Annotated in this window: 12 protein-coding genes; 7 read left to right on the forward strand and 5 right to left on the reverse strand. The window is 73.3% G+C overall.

Translation table 11 applies throughout. The annotated features are described in order from the left end of the window. Positions 1–454 precede the first annotated feature (454 nt). Positions 455–1,228 carry a ribonuclease HI gene (locus WME83_RS07730; protein ID WP_437318613.1) on the forward strand — a complete coding sequence of 258 codons (774 nt, stop codon included), beginning with the start codon at positions 455–457 and terminating at the stop codon, positions 1,226–1,228. 44 nt (positions 1,229–1,272) lie between these two features. Here WME83_RS07730 and WME83_RS07735 read toward each other — a convergent pair whose 3' ends face one another. Next, positions 1,273–3,501, reverse strand: coding sequence for an NADP-dependent isocitrate dehydrogenase (locus WME83_RS07735; RefSeq protein ID WP_437318614.1), 2,229 nt, complete (start codon positions 3,499–3,501; stop codon positions 1,273–1,275). Positions 3,502–3,905: 404 nt separating this feature from the next. On the opposite strand from WME83_RS07735, the gene WME83_RS07740 reads away from it, so the two are divergent. Next, positions 3,906–4,922, forward strand: a complete 1,017-nt coding sequence (locus WME83_RS07740; RefSeq protein WP_437318615.1) for a peptidylprolyl isomerase — start codon at positions 3,906–3,908, stop codon at positions 4,920–4,922. A gap of 59 nt (positions 4,923–4,981) precedes the next feature. Continuing rightward, entirely contained in the window at positions 4,982–5,350 is a 369-nt protein-coding gene (locus tag WME83_RS07745; protein WP_437318616.1) for a YkgJ family cysteine cluster protein, read from the forward strand. A gap of 17 nt (positions 5,351–5,367) precedes the next feature. Here the strand turns inward: WME83_RS07745 and WME83_RS07750 are convergent, their stop codons facing one another. Beyond that, positions 5,368–6,822 (reverse strand): protein kinase domain-containing protein, encoded by a 1,455-nt coding sequence (locus tag WME83_RS07750; protein WP_437318617.1) that lies wholly within the window; start codon positions 6,820–6,822, stop codon positions 5,368–5,370. Further along, complete coding sequence (gpmI, locus tag WME83_RS07755) at positions 6,823–8,454, reverse strand: 2,3-bisphosphoglycerate-independent phosphoglycerate mutase (RefSeq protein ID WP_437318618.1); 1,632 nt, start codon at positions 8,452–8,454, stop codon at positions 6,823–6,825. It lies immediately after the preceding gene. Between the two features lie 224 nt (positions 8,455–8,678). Between gpmI and WME83_RS07760 the strand changes: the two genes are divergently transcribed. The 3 genes from WME83_RS07760 to WME83_RS07770 all read left to right on the forward strand — a co-directional run bounded on the left by WME83_RS07760 (position 8,679) and on the right by WME83_RS07770 (position 11,907). Further along, positions 8,679–9,101, forward strand: coding sequence for a VOC family protein (locus WME83_RS07760; RefSeq protein WP_437318619.1), 423 nt, complete (start codon positions 8,679–8,681; stop codon positions 9,099–9,101). A 35-nt stretch (positions 9,102–9,136) separates the two neighbouring features. Continuing rightward, complete coding sequence (locus WME83_RS07765) at positions 9,137–9,700, forward strand: Uma2 family endonuclease (protein WP_020733487.1); 564 nt, start codon at positions 9,137–9,139, stop codon at positions 9,698–9,700. A gap of 65 nt (positions 9,701–9,765) precedes the next feature. Further along, positions 9,766–11,907 carry a DUF2169 family type VI secretion system accessory protein gene (locus WME83_RS07770; protein WP_437318620.1) on the forward strand — a complete coding sequence of 714 codons (2,142 nt, stop codon included), beginning with the start codon at positions 9,766–9,768 and terminating at the stop codon, positions 11,905–11,907. Between the two features lie 9 nt (positions 11,908–11,916). Here WME83_RS07770 and WME83_RS07775 read toward each other — a convergent pair whose 3' ends face one another. Further along, on the reverse strand, positions 11,917–12,567 hold the full coding sequence (locus WME83_RS07775; RefSeq protein WP_437318621.1) for a hypothetical protein: 651 nt from the start codon (positions 12,565–12,567) through the stop codon (positions 11,917–11,919). Positions 12,568–12,736: 169 nt separating this feature from the next. Here WME83_RS07775 and WME83_RS07780 point away from each other — a divergent pair, with 169 nt between their 5' ends. After that, positions 12,737–13,900 (forward strand): DUF2169 domain-containing protein, encoded by a 1,164-nt coding sequence (locus WME83_RS07780; protein WP_437318622.1) that lies wholly within the window; start codon positions 12,737–12,739, stop codon positions 13,898–13,900. Positions 13,901–14,149: 249 nt separating this feature from the next. Here WME83_RS07780 and WME83_RS07785 read toward each other — a convergent pair whose 3' ends face one another. After that, positions 14,150–14,515, reverse strand: a complete 366-nt coding sequence (locus WME83_RS07785; RefSeq protein WP_437318623.1) for a hypothetical protein — start codon at positions 14,513–14,515, stop codon at positions 14,150–14,152. Between the last annotated feature and the right edge of the window lie 21 nt (positions 14,516–14,536).

Here is a 14,536-nt window from a genome sequence, read left to right on the forward strand (position 1 = left end):
CATCGATCGGACGCCGCCTCCTCGCCGTGCGGTTCCGGGCGGCGGGGGGCTTTCGCCGGTATCATGACCGCTCGACAAATTAGTTAGGCTTATTAACTATTGCGGCGGACTGACGCGTGGACCGTCTCCACGAAGCCGCTGCTCGCGCGGATCGCCCGCGTGGCTCGCACCGCCTTGCAGCTGCTCGCACCGCCTTGCAACTGCTCGCACCGCCTTGCAATTGCTCGCACCGCCTTGCAACTGCTCGCATCGCCTTGCAACTGCTCGCACCGCCTTGCAACTGCTCGCATCGCCTTACAGCTGCTCGCGGAGGCGCGCATCGGCTGATGGCCGCGCCCCGCCGCGCCGTGCCCCGCCGCGCCGCGCCCGGCCGCGCCCGTCCGGTCCGATCGTCCGCGCTCGGCTGGCCGGGTCTCCCGTACCGCCGGCCCGCGATTCGTGCCAGGGTGCGCGCGTGCCCTGGGTTCGCGCATCGCTTCGAGGTCAAACCGTCTACGCCCGTGCCGATGCCGCCGGCGCCCTGGCCGCGGAGGAAGGGGGTGGCGTCGAGATCCGCTACAAGCCGAACGACGGCCGCAAGTACAAGGCCCGCCCGGACAACCTGACCATCGTCGACCCGAAGGTGCTGCCCGACGACACCTGCGGCCCGGCCGAGGCGGTCGTGAAGGCGCGCGCCGGCGAGCAGCCCGACGGGGCAGGGGGCGCAGGCGCTCCGGCGCCGGCCGGGGGGGCGCGCGGGCAGCGCAAGGCGCCGGCGCGGGGGGCGACCGCCGCGGCGCCAGTCCCGGAGGGGGCCGTCATCGTCTACGCCGACGGCGCGTGCTCGGGGAACCCTGGGCCCGCGGGCCTCGGCGTGGTGATCATCGACGGCGGCCGGCGGATCGAGCGCAGCGAGTACCTCGGCACCGCGACCAACAACATCGCGGAGCTGACGGCCATCCTCCGGTCGCTCGAGGAGGTGGACCAGCCGGAGCGGCCCATCGTCATCCACACCGACAGCCAGTACTCGATCGGCGTGCTCCAGAAGGGGTGGAAGGCCAAGGCGAACGCCGAGCTCATCGCCTCGCTGCGCGACGCGCTCGCGGCGCGGCCGCGGGCGCGCCTCGTTTACGTTCCAGGGCACGCCGGCGTGCTGCTCAACGAGCGCGCCGACGCGCTCGCGCGCGAGGCCGTCCGCGAGCGCGCGTCCCGGCGGACGGTGTACCCCGGCGCTGCCGGCTCTGGCTGAGCGCGCGGCTCAGCCTGAGCGCGTGGCTCAGCTGAGCGCGCGGCTCAGGAGAAGCCGTCGATGGCCGCGTTCAGCGTGGCGCTGGGCCGCATCGCGGCGAACGTCTTCTGATCGTCGAAGTGGTAGTAGCCGCCGAGATCGACGGGTTTCCCCTGCGCGCCGATCAGCTCATCGCTGATCTTGGACTCGTTGTCCGTCAGGGTCTTGGCGAGCTTGCCGAACTTGGCCGCCAGCTCCTTGTCCTCGCTCTGCTTGGCGAGGGACTGCGCCCAGTAGAGCGCGAGGTAGAAGTGGCTGCCGCGGTTGTCGATCTCGCCGACCTTGCGCGCCGGGCTCTTGTTGTTCTCGAGGAACAGGCCGATCGCCGTGTCCAGCGCCTTGGCGAGCACCTTGGCCTTGGCGTTGTCGGTCTTGTTGGCGAGGTCCTCGATCGAGACCTGCAGTGCCAGGAACTCACCGAGCGAGTCCCATCGCAGGTAGTTCTCTTTCTGCAGCTGCTGGACGTGCTTCGGCGCCGAGCCGCCGGCGCCGGTCTCGTAGAGGCCGCCGCCGGCCAAGAGCGGCACGATGGAGAGCATCTTGGCGCTGGTGCCCAGCTCCAGGATCGGGAACAGGTCCGTCAGGTAGTCGCGCAGCACGTTGCCGGTGACGCTGATGGTGTCCTTGCCCTCCTTCATGCGGCCGAGCGTGAACTTCATCGCCTCCACCGGGCTCATGATCGGGAGCTCCAGGCCATTGGTGTCGTGCTCGGGCAGGTAGGCCTTGACCTTGGCGATCAGGTTCTTGTCGTGGGCGCGGTTCTCGTCGAGCCAGAACACCGCCGGGGCGCCCGTGGCGCGCGCGCGGGTGACGGCCAGCTTGACCCAGTCCCTGATCGCGATGTCCTTCGTCTGGCAGGCGCGGAAGATGTCGCCAGCTTCGACCTTCTGCTCCAGCAGGGCGTTGCCGGAGGCGTCGACGACGCGCACCGTGCCGCTCTCGGGGATCTTGAAGGTCTTGTCGTGTGAGCCGTACTCCTCCGCGGCCTGCGCCATGAGCCCCACGTTCGGCGAGCTGCCCATCGTGCGCGGATCGAACGCCCCGTGCTGCTTGTGGAAATCGATCGTGGCCTGGTAGATGCCGGCGTAGGAGCGATCGGGGATCGTGAACTTGGCGTCGTAGAGCTTGCCGTCGGTGCCGTACATCTTGCCGCTGGAGCGGATGGCCGCCGGCATCGAGGCGTCGATGATCACGTCCGAGGGCACGTGCAGGTTGGTGATGCCGCGGTCGGAGTCGACCATGGCCAGCGTCGGGCGCCCTTCGTAGACGGCCTTGATGTCCGCCTCGATCTTCGCTTTCTCGTCTGCCGGCAGGCCCTGGATCTTGGTGTACAGGTCGCCGATGCCGTTGTTCGGGTCGAAGCCGACCTGGGCCAGCGTGGCCGCGTGCTTGTCGAGCGCCTCGGCATAAAACACGCTGACGGCGTGCCCGAAGAGGATCGGGTCGCTGACCTTCATCATCGTGGCCTTGAGATGCAGGGAGAACAGCACACCCTGCCTCTTCGCGTCCTCCACCTGATCGGCGTAGAACGCGCGCAGGGCCTTGGCGCTCATCACGCTGGCGTCGACGACCTCGCCCGCCTGCACCTTGACGCTCGGCTTGAGCACGGTCGTCTTGCCGCCGGCGACGAGCTCGATCTTCAGCTCCTGCGCCTTGTCCACCACGACCGACTTCTCGCTGCCGTAGAAGTCGCCGCCCGACATGTGCGCGACGTGGCTCTTCGAGTCGCGGCTCCACGCGCCCATCGAGTGCGGGTGCTTCTTGGCGTACTCCTTGACGGCGGGCGAGGCGCGGCGATCGCTGTTGCCCTCGCGCAGGACGGGGTTCACGGCGCTGCCGAGCACCTTGGCGTAACGCGCCTTGATCGCCTTCTCCTCCTCCGTCTTCGGCTCGGAGGGGTAATCCGGCACGGCGTAGCCCTGCTGCTGCAGCTCCTTGATGGCGGCCACGAGCTGCGGGATGGAGGCGCTGATGTTGGGCAGCTTGATGATGTTGGCGTTGGGCGTCTTGGCCAGCTCGCCGAGCTCTGCCAGGTGGTCGCCGAGCTTCTGCTTGTCCGTCAGGCGCTCCGGGAAGTTGGCGAGGATGCGGCCCGCCAGGGAGATGTCGCGCGTCTCGACCCGGACCCCGGCGGCCTTCGTGAACGCCTCGACGATCGGGAGAAGCGAATACGTGGCCAAGGCCGGCGCCTCGTCTGTCTTCGTGTAGATGATGGTAGAATTTTGCGTTTCCACTTGTTCCTCGAGGGTTGAAGGGCCGGGATTGTCGGATCGCCCGTGCCTACCCGCGGGCGAGTCGGAGTCACCTGGTGCTGGACAACTTCACTACGCACACCCCCGCATCGCTATCAAGGCCTGCGGGACCGAGCGGGGCCACGCGCGCTCGATGAAGATGAAGGGGACGATGGGGTTGTCCGGTACGACCAGCGTGCCTGCCCGCGACATGGAGATCGGCTGTCCTCGCGCGGGCTTCGGCGAAGGTCGTCATGGCGGCCGCTTACCGCGCCGGGATCGCTGCGGCAACAGGCTGGACAGCCGCCGCGCGGCGCGCTCCCGCGGCGAGGCGCGGCGCGTCACGTCGGGCCGCGCGAGGCCGGAAACGCGTGGAACCGGCCGGGGTCAAATGGTAGAGCCGCGCGATGCGCGCCCCGCTCCGCCTCGCCCTCGCCGGGCTCATCACCGCCGCCGCCCTCGCCTCGCCGCTCGCCCACGCGGTCGTGAGCGAGCGGATCGTCGCGGTCGTCGGCGATCGCGCGATCCTGCTCTCGGATCTGCGGCAGCGGGCCCGCCCCTTCCTCCTGCAGATCCAGGCCCGGGTCCCGCCGGGCCCGCAGCAGGCGGCGGCCGAGTCGCAGATCTTTCGCGAGCTCGTCCAGAAGATGGTGGACGAGGAGCTCGAGAGCCAGGCCGCCGAGAAGGCCAATATCCGCGTCACCTCCGACGAGATCGAGAACGCCTTCCGGAACATCGCCGCCGCGGAGCAGACGACGGTCGAGGAGCTGTTCCGCATGGCGCGGGCGAGCTCCGGGCTCACCGAGCAGGAGTACCGCGACGAGATCCGCCGGCAGATCCTCGAGGGGAAGATGCTGCAGCTCCGGGTGAAGGGCCGGGTGCGCATCACCGAGCAGGACGTGCTGTCCGCTTACGACCGGATGGTGCGCGAGGAGCGCCGGCGGCGCGAGTACCACCCGGCGTGGATCGTCCTGCGCATCCTGCCCGGCTCGAGCGCCGAGGCGATCGAGGAGCGGCGCGCGCTCGCGGCGGCGATCGCCGATCGCGCGCGGCGGGGCGAGGACTTCGCGGCGCTCGCGCGGCAGTTCTCGGACGACACCGCGACCCGCGATCAGGGCGGCGACCTCGGGGTCCGCGCGCCGCAGGGGACGCAGGCCGCGCAGAGCGGCCAGCGCGAGGTGATGGCCCCGGAGCTCGAGGCCGCGCTGATGGCGGTCGAGCCGGGCGGCGTGACCGGGCCGATGCGCGCGGGCGACGCGTTCGTGGTCATGAAGCTCCTCAGCCGCCAGCCGTCGCGCTTCACGACGCTCGAGGCCGCACGGCCGGAGATCCTCCAGCGGCTGCAGGCGGAGATCCTGCAAAAGGCCAAGCAGAAGTGGCTCGACGAGCTGAAGCGCGGGACGCACGTGGAGGTCCGGCTCTGACGGGCGGGGGGGCGAGCGCGGGCGGCCGCGGCGGCGTGGGCGGCCGCGGCGAGGCGGGCGTGCCCGAGTGCACCGCGTGCGGCACCTGCTGCTTCTCGACCTTGCCCGAGTACATCCGGGTCTTCGGGTGCGACTACGACCGCATGGACGATCGCGCGCGGGCGCTCACGCGGTTCATCGGCAACCGCTGCTACATGCGCGTCGAGGACGGCCGCTGCGCCGCGCTCACGCTGGACGCGGAGCGCGGCCGCTTCCTGTGCTCGATCTACGAGGTGCGGCCCGACTGCTGCCGCGCGCTCGAGCGCGGCAGCGGCGCGTGCCTCGGCGAGCTCCACGAGAAGCGGGAGCGGCCGCTGATCGCGCTCGACGCGCTCCGCCGCCGCGCGGCGGGCGAGGGCGGCGCGGGGCAGGGCGGCGGCGCCGCGTAGGCCCGCGCGCCCCGCCGTCAGGGCGAGGCGTCCCTGTCCTCCACCGGCGGCGCGCCCGCGTCGAGCGCGCTGCGGTCGATCCGCATGCTCACGTCGAGCGTGACCGTCTGCCCGGCGGAGACGGTGATCGTGCGCTTCTCCTCGGGCGCGTTCGGGTGGCGGAACGTGACGTAGTGCCGCCCCGCCTGGAGCGGGATCGACCGCGCCATCGGCGTCACGTCGACGAGCTCCCCGTCGACGACGACCTCCGCCCACGGCCTGGCGAGCACCTTCAGGTAGCCGCGCCCCTCCGACGGCGCGCCGGCCTGCCTGGCCTCGGCGCTGGGCGGGCCGACCGCGTCGTGCTCGCGCAGGCCGAGCTCGATGAGCGCGCCGCCCGCGACGACCAGCGCGAAGATGCCGAGGAGCCGGACCGCATCCGGCGCGAGCGACGGCGCGTGGCGCCGCTCGGCGGCCGGGCGGACGGACGGCGCGTGCGCGGGCGGGAGCTCGTCCCCGCCGAGCTTCGCCGCCGCGAGCGCCCTCCCGATGAGCGCCCTCGGCTGCGCCTGACCGCGCTCGGCGAGCTCCTCGGCCAGGGCGTCCGCGACGGCGCGGCCGTTCTCGTAGCGCTGCTCCGGCTCCTTCTCGAGGCACCGGAGCACCACCCGCTCCAGGCCGCGCGACACGTCGAGCACGAGCCCCCGCAGCGGCTGCGGCGGCGCGCTGCGGATGCGGTGCGCGACGGCCCGGCCCTCGGCCCACCGGTCCTCCTCGCGCTCGCGCGGCGGGCGCGACGCGCGGGACGCGGAAGGCACGGCGCCCGCGTCGGCCGGCTCCGGCTTCGGCTCGTCGAACGGGCGCGCGCCGGCGAGCATCTCGAACAGCACCACGCCGAGCGCGAACACGTCGGCCTGCGGCCCGGTCTCCGCCCCGAGGATCTGCTCCGGCGCCATGTAGTCGGGCCGCGCGAACGTGTCGCTGCCCTCGAACGGCTCGGGCAGCGACGGCAGCCGGCCGTCGAACGCCGCGGCGAACTCCAGGATCTTCACGCCGCCGGGCGCCGTGATGACGACGCGCTCCGGGCGCAGCTCGCGGTGCACGACCCCGCGCTCGTGCGCGTGCCCGAGGCCGCGCGCGATCTCCAGCGCGATGGCCGCCGCCGCGCCCTCGTCGAGGCGGCCGGCGCGCGCGCACAGCTCCGCGAGCGTCGGGCCCGAGAGCGGCTCGAGCACCAGCCAGATCCGGTCCTCGTCGCGCTGGAAATCGTGGATGTCGATGATGTTGGGGTGCCGGATGCGGGCGAGGATCTTCGCCTCGCGCTCGAGGCCGGCCGCGAACGCGCTCGCGGCCGACACCGTGGGCTTCAGCGTCTTGATCAGCGCCGCCCGGCCGAGCTCGACATGCTCGGCCCGGTACGTGACCGTGAGCGCCCGCGACGAGACGGCCTCGCGCAGGATGTACGGGCCGAGCTGCCTCTCCGCCGCGCCCACTTAGCGCTGTCGAACGCGGAGCGAGCGCCCCGTCATCGCCGCGGGCTGCGGGATGCCGAGGATCTCGAGCATCGTCGGCGCCACGTCGCAGATGCGGCCGCCCGACCGGAGCACGACGCCAGCGTCGTGCTTGTTCAGGTAATAGAGCGGCACCGGGTTCAGCGTGTGGGCGGTGTGGGGGTTGCCCTGGTCGTCCTTCATCTGCTCGCAGTTGCCGTGGTCCGCGGTGATCATCATCGCGCCGCCGGCCTCGCGCACGGCGTCCGCGATGTCGCCGATCCCCTTGTCGACCGCCTCGACGGCGTGGATGGCGGCCTCGAGGATGCCCGTGTGCCCGACCATGTCCGGGTTCGCGAAGTTCACGAGGATGAAGTCGTACTTCCCGCTCTTGATCGCGGCCACGACCTCGCTCGCGACGCCGGCCGCGCTCATCTCGGGCTTCTTGTCGTAGGTGGCGACGTCGCGCGGGGAGGGCACGAGCTTCCGGTCCTCGCCCGGGAACGTCTCCTCGCGGCCGCCGTTGAAGAAGTACGTGACGTGCGCGTACTTCTCGGTCTCCGCGCACCGGAGCTGCGTGAGCCCGGCGCGGGAGATCACCTCGGGGAACGAGTCGGTCACCTCGTCCTTCGGGAACGCGACCGGCAGCTTCAGGGCCGCGTCGTACTCGGTCATGCAGCTGTAGCAGTGCTCCTGGAAGGCGTAGACCGGCTTGCCGCGATCGGTGAGGAGCTCCTCGACCTCGGGCGGCAGGTTGCGCCGCGTGAGCACCGCCGAGAGCTCGCGCATGCGGTCGGGCCTGAAGTTGACGGCGAGGCCGACCTCCTCCCCGAACCACTCCCAGCGCGCCTCCTTCGAGGCGAAGTCGGCCATGAAGTCGCCCTTGATGCCGCTGTAGTCGCCGATGCGGACGGGCTCGACGAACTCGTCCGTCTTGCCGAGCGCGTACGACTGCTGGATCGCGTCGAACGCCGTGTCGACCCGCGGCGCGTCGCCGCGCACGATCGCCGTGTAGGCCTTCATCACGCGGTCCCAGCGCTTGTCGCGGTCCATGGCGTAGTACCGGCCCGACACGGTGCCGATGACGCCGACGCCCTCGAGCGCCTCCTGGATCTTCTCGACGTAGCCCCACGCGCTCTTCGGCGGCGTGTCGCGCCCGTCGAGGAACGCGTGCAGGACGACGGGCACCTCGTGGAACTTCGCGAGCTTGAACAGCGCCAGGAAGTGATCGAGCGACGAGTGCACGCCGCCGTCCGAGACGAGGCCGAACAGGTGCAGCCGGCACTTGCGGTCCTGCGCGATGCGGAACGCCCGGTCGATGACCTCGTTCGAGCCGAGCTTGTTCTCGGCGATCGCGACGTCGATGCGCGAGATGTCCATCAGCGCGATCCTCCCCGCGCCGAAGTTCAGGTGGCCGACCTCGCTGTTGCCCATCTGCCCCACCGGGAGGCCGACGTCGGGGCCGCTCGTCCCGATCAGCGTCGTCTGCGCGTCGCGCTTGATCGCGTCGAGGTTCGGCGTCTTCGCGAGGGCGATCGCGTTCTGGTCCTTTTCTTCGCGCTCGCCGAATCCGTCGAGGATACAGAGGACGAGCGGGCGGGGGCGCTGACTGGGAGAGGGTGCGGCTTCGGTCATGGCGGCGGAATCTACAACGAAGCCGCGGCGATCGGGGGGGCTGCTCGGGGATTTTCGACCCGCCCCGGGCGCCCCGGCCGGGGCCCCGGGGGCGTCCAGGGGCGGGCGGCGCAGGCCCGCAGGCGGCGCGGAGGGGCCGGCGGGCCGCGCCGGCCCGGCGGCGGGCCTGTCCCGCGACCGCCGCCTCCCCTACGATGGGCGGGCGCCGCAAAGGGAGGCTCTCGATGACCCAGGCCCCGCCGTTCCACCTCGCCTTCCCGGTCTCGGACCTCGAGGCGACCCGCCGCTTCTACGTCGACGTGCTCGGATGCCGCGTCGGCCGCGAGGCCGCCCGGTGGATCGATTTCGACTTCTTCGGCCACCAGATCTCCGCCCACCTCGTCGATGAGCCCGGCGCCGTGCTCCCCACGAACCCGGTCGACGGCAAGGACGTGCCGGTGCGCCACTTCGGCGCCATCCTCGAGTGGCGCGCCTGGCACGCGCTGGTCGAGCGGCTGCGCGGGCTCGGGGTCGCGTTCCTGATCGAGCCGCACATCCGCTTCGTCGGCGAGCCGGGAGAGCAGGCGACGCTCTTCGTCGTCGACCCGAGCGGCCACGCCCTCGAGTTCAAGTCGTTCCAGGACATGCGTCAGATCTTCGCGACGTGAGCCGCTGCGCGCGGCGTGCGTGCTAAGTTCCGACCATGTCCGACGGTCGTCGCGCCACGTACCAGGATGTCCTTGACACGCCCCCCAATCAGGTGGCGGAGATCCTGAACGGCGTCCTCCACGCGACGCCGCGGCCGTCCCTGTCCTGCCGCAACGTCACGTCGGTCCTGGCCGGCGAGCTCTACCTCCCGTTTCGCCGGGGCATCAAGGGGCCCGGCCGCTGGGCGCTCCTGGTCGAGCCCGAGCTGCACCTCGGCACCGATCCGGACATCGTGATCCCCGACATCGCCGCGTGGCGCCGCGACCGGATGCCGCAGATCCCGATGCGGAACGCGGCCATCTTCCTCGCGCCCGACTGGGTGTGCGAGGTGATCTCGCCGTCCACCGAGGCGGTCGACCGCCGCGACAAGATGGAGATCTACGCGCGCGAGCTCGTGACGCACTACTGGCTCATCGATCCGCGGCTCCGGAGCCTGGAGGTCTTCCGCATCGACGGCGGGCGGTTCGCGCGCATGGGCGCGTGGGAGGGCGACGTCACCGTGCGCGCGGCCCCGTTCGACGCCGTGGAGATCGAGCTCGGCGTCCTCTGGCAGGAGTAGCGCCGGCGCGGCGCCGGGCGCATCGCGCGCCGTCACCGGCCGCCCGGGAGCGATAAGCTTCCGGCGTGCGCGTCTCCTCGACCTGCCCGCTCCGCGTCGCGTCCCTCGTCTGGCGGCCCCGCCCCGAGGCCTTCGCGCTCACCGTGGTCTGCAAGGCGACCTTCGCGCTCGAGCCGGGGCGCTCGCGCCTCGCGGCCGCGCAGGAGGCGCCGTGGGAGGCGGACGTCCCGTGGGGCGACGACCCCCGGGCCAGCCTGTGGGCCGCGAGCGATCTCGCGCCGTTCAAGCGCCGCGTGGACGTGCTCGTGGTCGGCCACGCCCACGCGCCCCACGGCGAGCCCGCGGCCTCGCTCGTGGCGCGGCTCGCGATCGGCGCGATCGACAAACGGATCGAGGTGCACGGCCAGCGCGCGTGGACGCCGGGCGGGCAGCTCACGGCGGCCGCGCCGTTCGCCAGGGCGTCGCTCCGGTGGGAGCGCGCGGCGCGCGGGCGCGACGGCTGGAACCCGGTGGGCATCCCCGCGAACGCGGCGCCCGACGCGCGCGGGCTCCGGCCGGCGCCGAGCCTCCTGCCGCCCGGGGCCGAGCTCCGCGGCCCGGCGGAGCCGCTGCCGCCTGCGGGCTTCGGGCCGATCGCGCCGTCGTGGCCCGAGCGGGCCGCGAGGCTGCGCCGGCACGCCGCCACGTTCGGCCACGACGCCTGGGCGGAGCGGCCGCTGCCGGAGGACATCGATCCCGGCTACTTCAACGCGGCGCCGCCCGACCAGCAGCTCGACCAGCTGCCCGCGGGCGAGCGGCTCGTCCTCGCGCACCTGCACCCGCGGCACCCCGAGCTCGCGACCGTGCTGGAGGGCGTGATCCCGCGCGCGTCGCTGCTCCGCGGCGACGCCGAGCCGCAGGAGATGCGGCTGCGCTGCGACACGCTGTGGATCGACGCGGATCGCGGGATCTGCACGCTGACGTGGCGCGGGGCGGTGCCGCTGCGGCACGCGGCCGAGGACGTGACGGTGGTGGTGACCGCGGAGCGGCCGGAGGCCGAGGCCGAGCTGGCGGAGACGCTGATGCCGGCGGTCGCCGCCCGCGCGCCGGAGCGGGGCGACGCCGGCGCGCCCGCGCCCGCGCCCGGCGCGGCGGGCGGGGCTCTGCCGGCGGCGATGGTGAGCACGCTCGTGCCGGATCTGAGCGCGGCGGGCTCCTCCGGCGTGCTGCCGTTCGTTTCGCCGTCGGGGCTGCCCTTCGCGCCGGCGGCGCAGGGCGCGGCCGGGGAGGGGAGCGGCGCGCCCGCGCGGCCCCCGGCGCCGGCGCCGAGCGACCGGCCGTCGGCGCCGCTCCCGCCGGCGCCCGCCGAGCCGCGGCCGAGCGCCGCGACCGGCGCCCTCGACGAGGGGGCGGACACCCTGGCGCCGCGCACGCTGACGCCGGGCACCCTGAGCCCGGGCCTCGTGCCTGTGCCCGCGGAGCCGCTGCCGTTCCAGGCAGGGCGCGCCGCAGCGGCGCCTGTCCCCGACCCGGGCATCGCGCCGCCGCCTCCGCCCCCGCTCTTCGGGCGGCAGTTGCCGAGCCCGCAGCCGCCTCCGCCCCCGCTCTTCGGGCAGCAGTTGCCGAGCTCGCCGCCGCCTCCGCCACTGCTCTTCGGGCAGCGGCTGTCGAGCTCGCCGCCGCCTCCGGCCGCGGCGCAGGCGAACGCACCGCCGCCCTCTGCGCCGCCGAGCTCGGCGGCCGACCCCGCGAAGGAGCCCCCGTCGCCGCTCGCCGCGCCCGCGCCCGCGCCGGAGCCGGCCGTGCGACCCGAGGACGTGCCGGTGGAGCGCTTCGCCGCGATCGCCGCCGAGATCGCCGAGCGGCGCGCGCCGCGGCCGGAGGTGCTGCGCGCGCACGGGCTCGGCGAGCGCGCCTGGGACGCGGTGGAGCGCCGCTTCCGGGCCCTCCTGGACAAGGACGCGCGCGCCGGCGGCCGGCTGCGCGCCGCGCACGACGCCGCCTACGTGGCGGCCGTGGAGGCGTTCCGCGGCCCGATCGCCCTGGAGGAGTACGCCCGGATCGCGGTGGGGCTGGAGCGCGGTGCGGCCGGCGAGGTCCTCGACGCGCTCGCCGTCCAGCGGGCGGCGCTGATGCCGATCGTGCGGGTGTGGACGAAGAAGGCCGCGGGAAACATGGCGCTCTCCGCCGAGCTGATGGCGCTCCTGGAGAAGCTGCGGGCCGAGTGAGCTCGGCGCTCACTCCCCGGGGCGGGAGCGGTCGTCCGGCGCTCGCGGCGCCGCCTCTCCCGCGGCCAGCGCGGCGGGCTGCCCGGGGCCGCCGGCGAGCGCCTGGCGCGCGCGGAACTCCTCCCAGGACAGCGGCATCGGCGGATCCTCGGAGTTGAGCCGCACCCGCTCGCCGACGATGTCGACGTCGTCGTTGGCCCGGATCTCCACGCCGCCGGGCGACGCCTCGACCTTCACCTCGCGCGCCGTCGTGCGCGCGCTCCGGCCGGCCTCGCGCACCGCGCTGCCGCGCACCCGCTCGTGCAGGCTCCCGCCCACCTCGATGGCGGCGTCCTGGGCCGCCTGGATCTGCAGCGTGTCGCACGAGAGCGAGAGCGTCTTCGCGGCGGCGATCTCCAGCGACGCGCCCGCGAGCGACAGCACCGGCCCGTCGTCGGTCATCCGGATGGAGACAAGGATCTGCCCGGCCGCGGCGCGGATCTGGATCCGCTCGCCCGCGCCCTCCTCGGCGATCTCGAGGGAGCGCCCCGAGGCGAGGGGCACCACCCGAGCGGGCGGGGCGAGCTCCGCGCCGGGCGCGGGCGCGAGGGCGCCGGCCTCTTGCGGAGGATCCTGCGGCGAGGGAGCCTGCGGGGGGAGAGGAGCGGGCGCGTCCGTCACGGCCGCATCGTAGCGCAGGGTCGGGCGCCGCGCGCGGGGGAGCCGCGGGCGCGCCGGTCCTCGCCCTTGCGGGCGCGCCGGTCCTCGCCCTTGCGGGCGCGCCGGTCCTCGCCCTTGCGTGCGCGCGTGGGCGGAGATACCCGTCGGACGCGAGCCTGCAAGGAGCCCGATGAGCGCAGAGGCCTCCCCGCGTGTGACCCAGACCGTGCGGTGCGCGAAGAGCCACGACGGCAAGGTGTGGATGGTCTGCGTGGCCAAGCGCACCTACTCCTTCGCGGGCGGCCGGGTGGGGCTCGCGGACGAGCAGGCGCCGGTCGTCATCGACCCCGACATCGAGACCGACCCGCACGACCGCTACCGCACGCTGCGCGACGACATGGACCTGTTTCCGCCGAAGCCGGCCACCGACGTGGTGGTGACCGGCCGGGCGCACGCGCCGGGCAAGGTGCGCGAGCTCATGGTCGGCGTGGCCGCGGGGCGGAGCGCGCGCGTGCTGCGGGTGCTCGGCGAGCGCCGGGTGGAGGTCTCGCTCGAGGGGCAGGTGCGCTTCCCGGATCCGGCGCCGTTCGAGAGCGTGCCGCTGTCGTGGGACCTGGCCTACGGCGGCTACGACGCGTACGCCCACGACGAGCTCGACCCGCCCGAGCGCCGCAAGGGGCGGCGGGTCGAGCCCTCGCCGCGCGAGGAGGGCGTCTTCGCCTACCCGCGGAACAAGGTCGGGCGGGGGTATTTCCTCGACGTGGACCGGGACCGGGCCGACGGCGAGCTCCTGCCGCAGATCGAGGACCCGGGCGACCCGCTCGCGGCGTCGCGCTTCTTCGTGCAGGCGCCGCGGGCGTGGCTCGACGCGCCGGCCTCCGGCGGGCTCGGCTGGGTGGCGCACACCTGGTACCCGCGGATCATGCGGGGGCTCGGCGCCTTCCTGGAGCACGATCCGCCGGCGAAGCCGATCCGGGAGATGGCGTTCGCGGACGGGGCGGACCTCGGGGGGCCGTTCCGGAAGAACGAGGTGCTGCCGCGGTTCGTTCAGGGCGCGGCGCCGGGGCTGGCGACCGAGCGGCTGCGGGGCGACGAGCTCGTGATCCTGAAGTACCTGGTGCAGGGGCAGCCGGAGGTGCAGTTCGCGCTCCCCGGGGAGGCGCCGGCGCTGTCGGTGCGGCCGCCGGGAGCGCCGAAGATCTTCACGCCGGAGGCGGTGCTGCAGACGGTTCGCATCGACGGGGAGCGGCGGACGGTGTCGCTGACGTGGTGCGGGGCGGTCCGGCTCCTCGCGCCGATCGCGGAGGAGCAGCTCGCGGAGACGAAGCTCGGGGTGACGTGGGGGCGGTGGTGAGCCTCCGCGGCTCACGGTCGGACCATCGTTGATGGGAATCTGGCGCGACTCGGCTCTCGACGCGCCTCAGCCCGCCTCGCTCCCAGCGTCTCTCGCGCCCTTGCAGGCAGCCACGGATCGATCTTCCTGAGGGCTCGCGGCTCCATGGTCCCCCCGGCGGGCTCACAGCCTGACATACTTGTCCAGGAGATCGAGCCACCTCGGCATCTCCTCGCTGCACGGGCACAGATCGACGCCGACCCTCACACATCACAGAGCCAGCAGCGGCCCCGCCGGCTCGCAGGTCACCACGTCGTTGTTCACCCTGTAAACGAAATTTCTTTCGCCATCCTCGCCTTGGGCGTGAAAGTACCCCGAGAGACCTAGCCGCAGCTCTGTAAGCTTCGCCAGCACCTCGGAGACCATCTGCAGCCCTTCTTCCGTCACGTCAGCGCCATAGAAGACATAGCGCGTCCAGTTGATGGGCTTACCGGCCCAGCTCCACCCCTCCATGTAGAGCGCCCTCTTGCTCCCGTCGGGCTCGCTCTGCCGGGCCGCGGTGATGCGCTCCGCCACGCAGGAGAACCGATCGGGCTCTATCTCCAACCAGCCGCGCATCGAATAGAAATAGGACATTGCTACTTCCTCCCGCCCCGG

The organism is Sorangium sp. So ce385 (assembly GCF_051474135.1).
Taxonomy (GTDB): domain Bacteria; phylum Myxococcota_A; class Polyangia; order Polyangiales; family Polyangiaceae; genus Sorangium; species Sorangium cellulosum_D.

Excerpts from the sequence above, each read along its gene's own strand:
- WME83_RS07740 (WP_437318615.1), top strand. The coding sequence starts at position 3,906 with ATGCGCGCCCCGCTCCGCCTCGCCCTCGCCGGGCTCATCACCGCCGCC.
- gpmI (WP_437318618.1), bottom strand. The coding sequence starts at position 8,454 with ATGACCGAAGCCGCACCCTCTCCCAGTCAGCGCCCCCGCCCGCTCGTC.
- WME83_RS07760 (WP_437318619.1), top strand. The coding sequence starts at position 8,679 with ATGACCCAGGCCCCGCCGTTCCACCTCGCCTTCCCGGTCTCGGACCTC.
- WME83_RS07765 (WP_020733487.1), top strand. The coding sequence starts at position 9,137 with ATGTCCGACGGTCGTCGCGCCACGTACCAGGATGTCCTTGACACGCCC.
- WME83_RS07780 (WP_437318622.1), top strand. The coding sequence starts at position 12,737 with ATGAGCGCAGAGGCCTCCCCGCGTGTGACCCAGACCGTGCGGTGCGCG.
- WME83_RS07785 (WP_437318623.1), bottom strand. The coding sequence starts at position 14,515 with ATGTCCTATTTCTATTCGATGCGCGGCTGGTTGGAGATAGAGCCCGAT.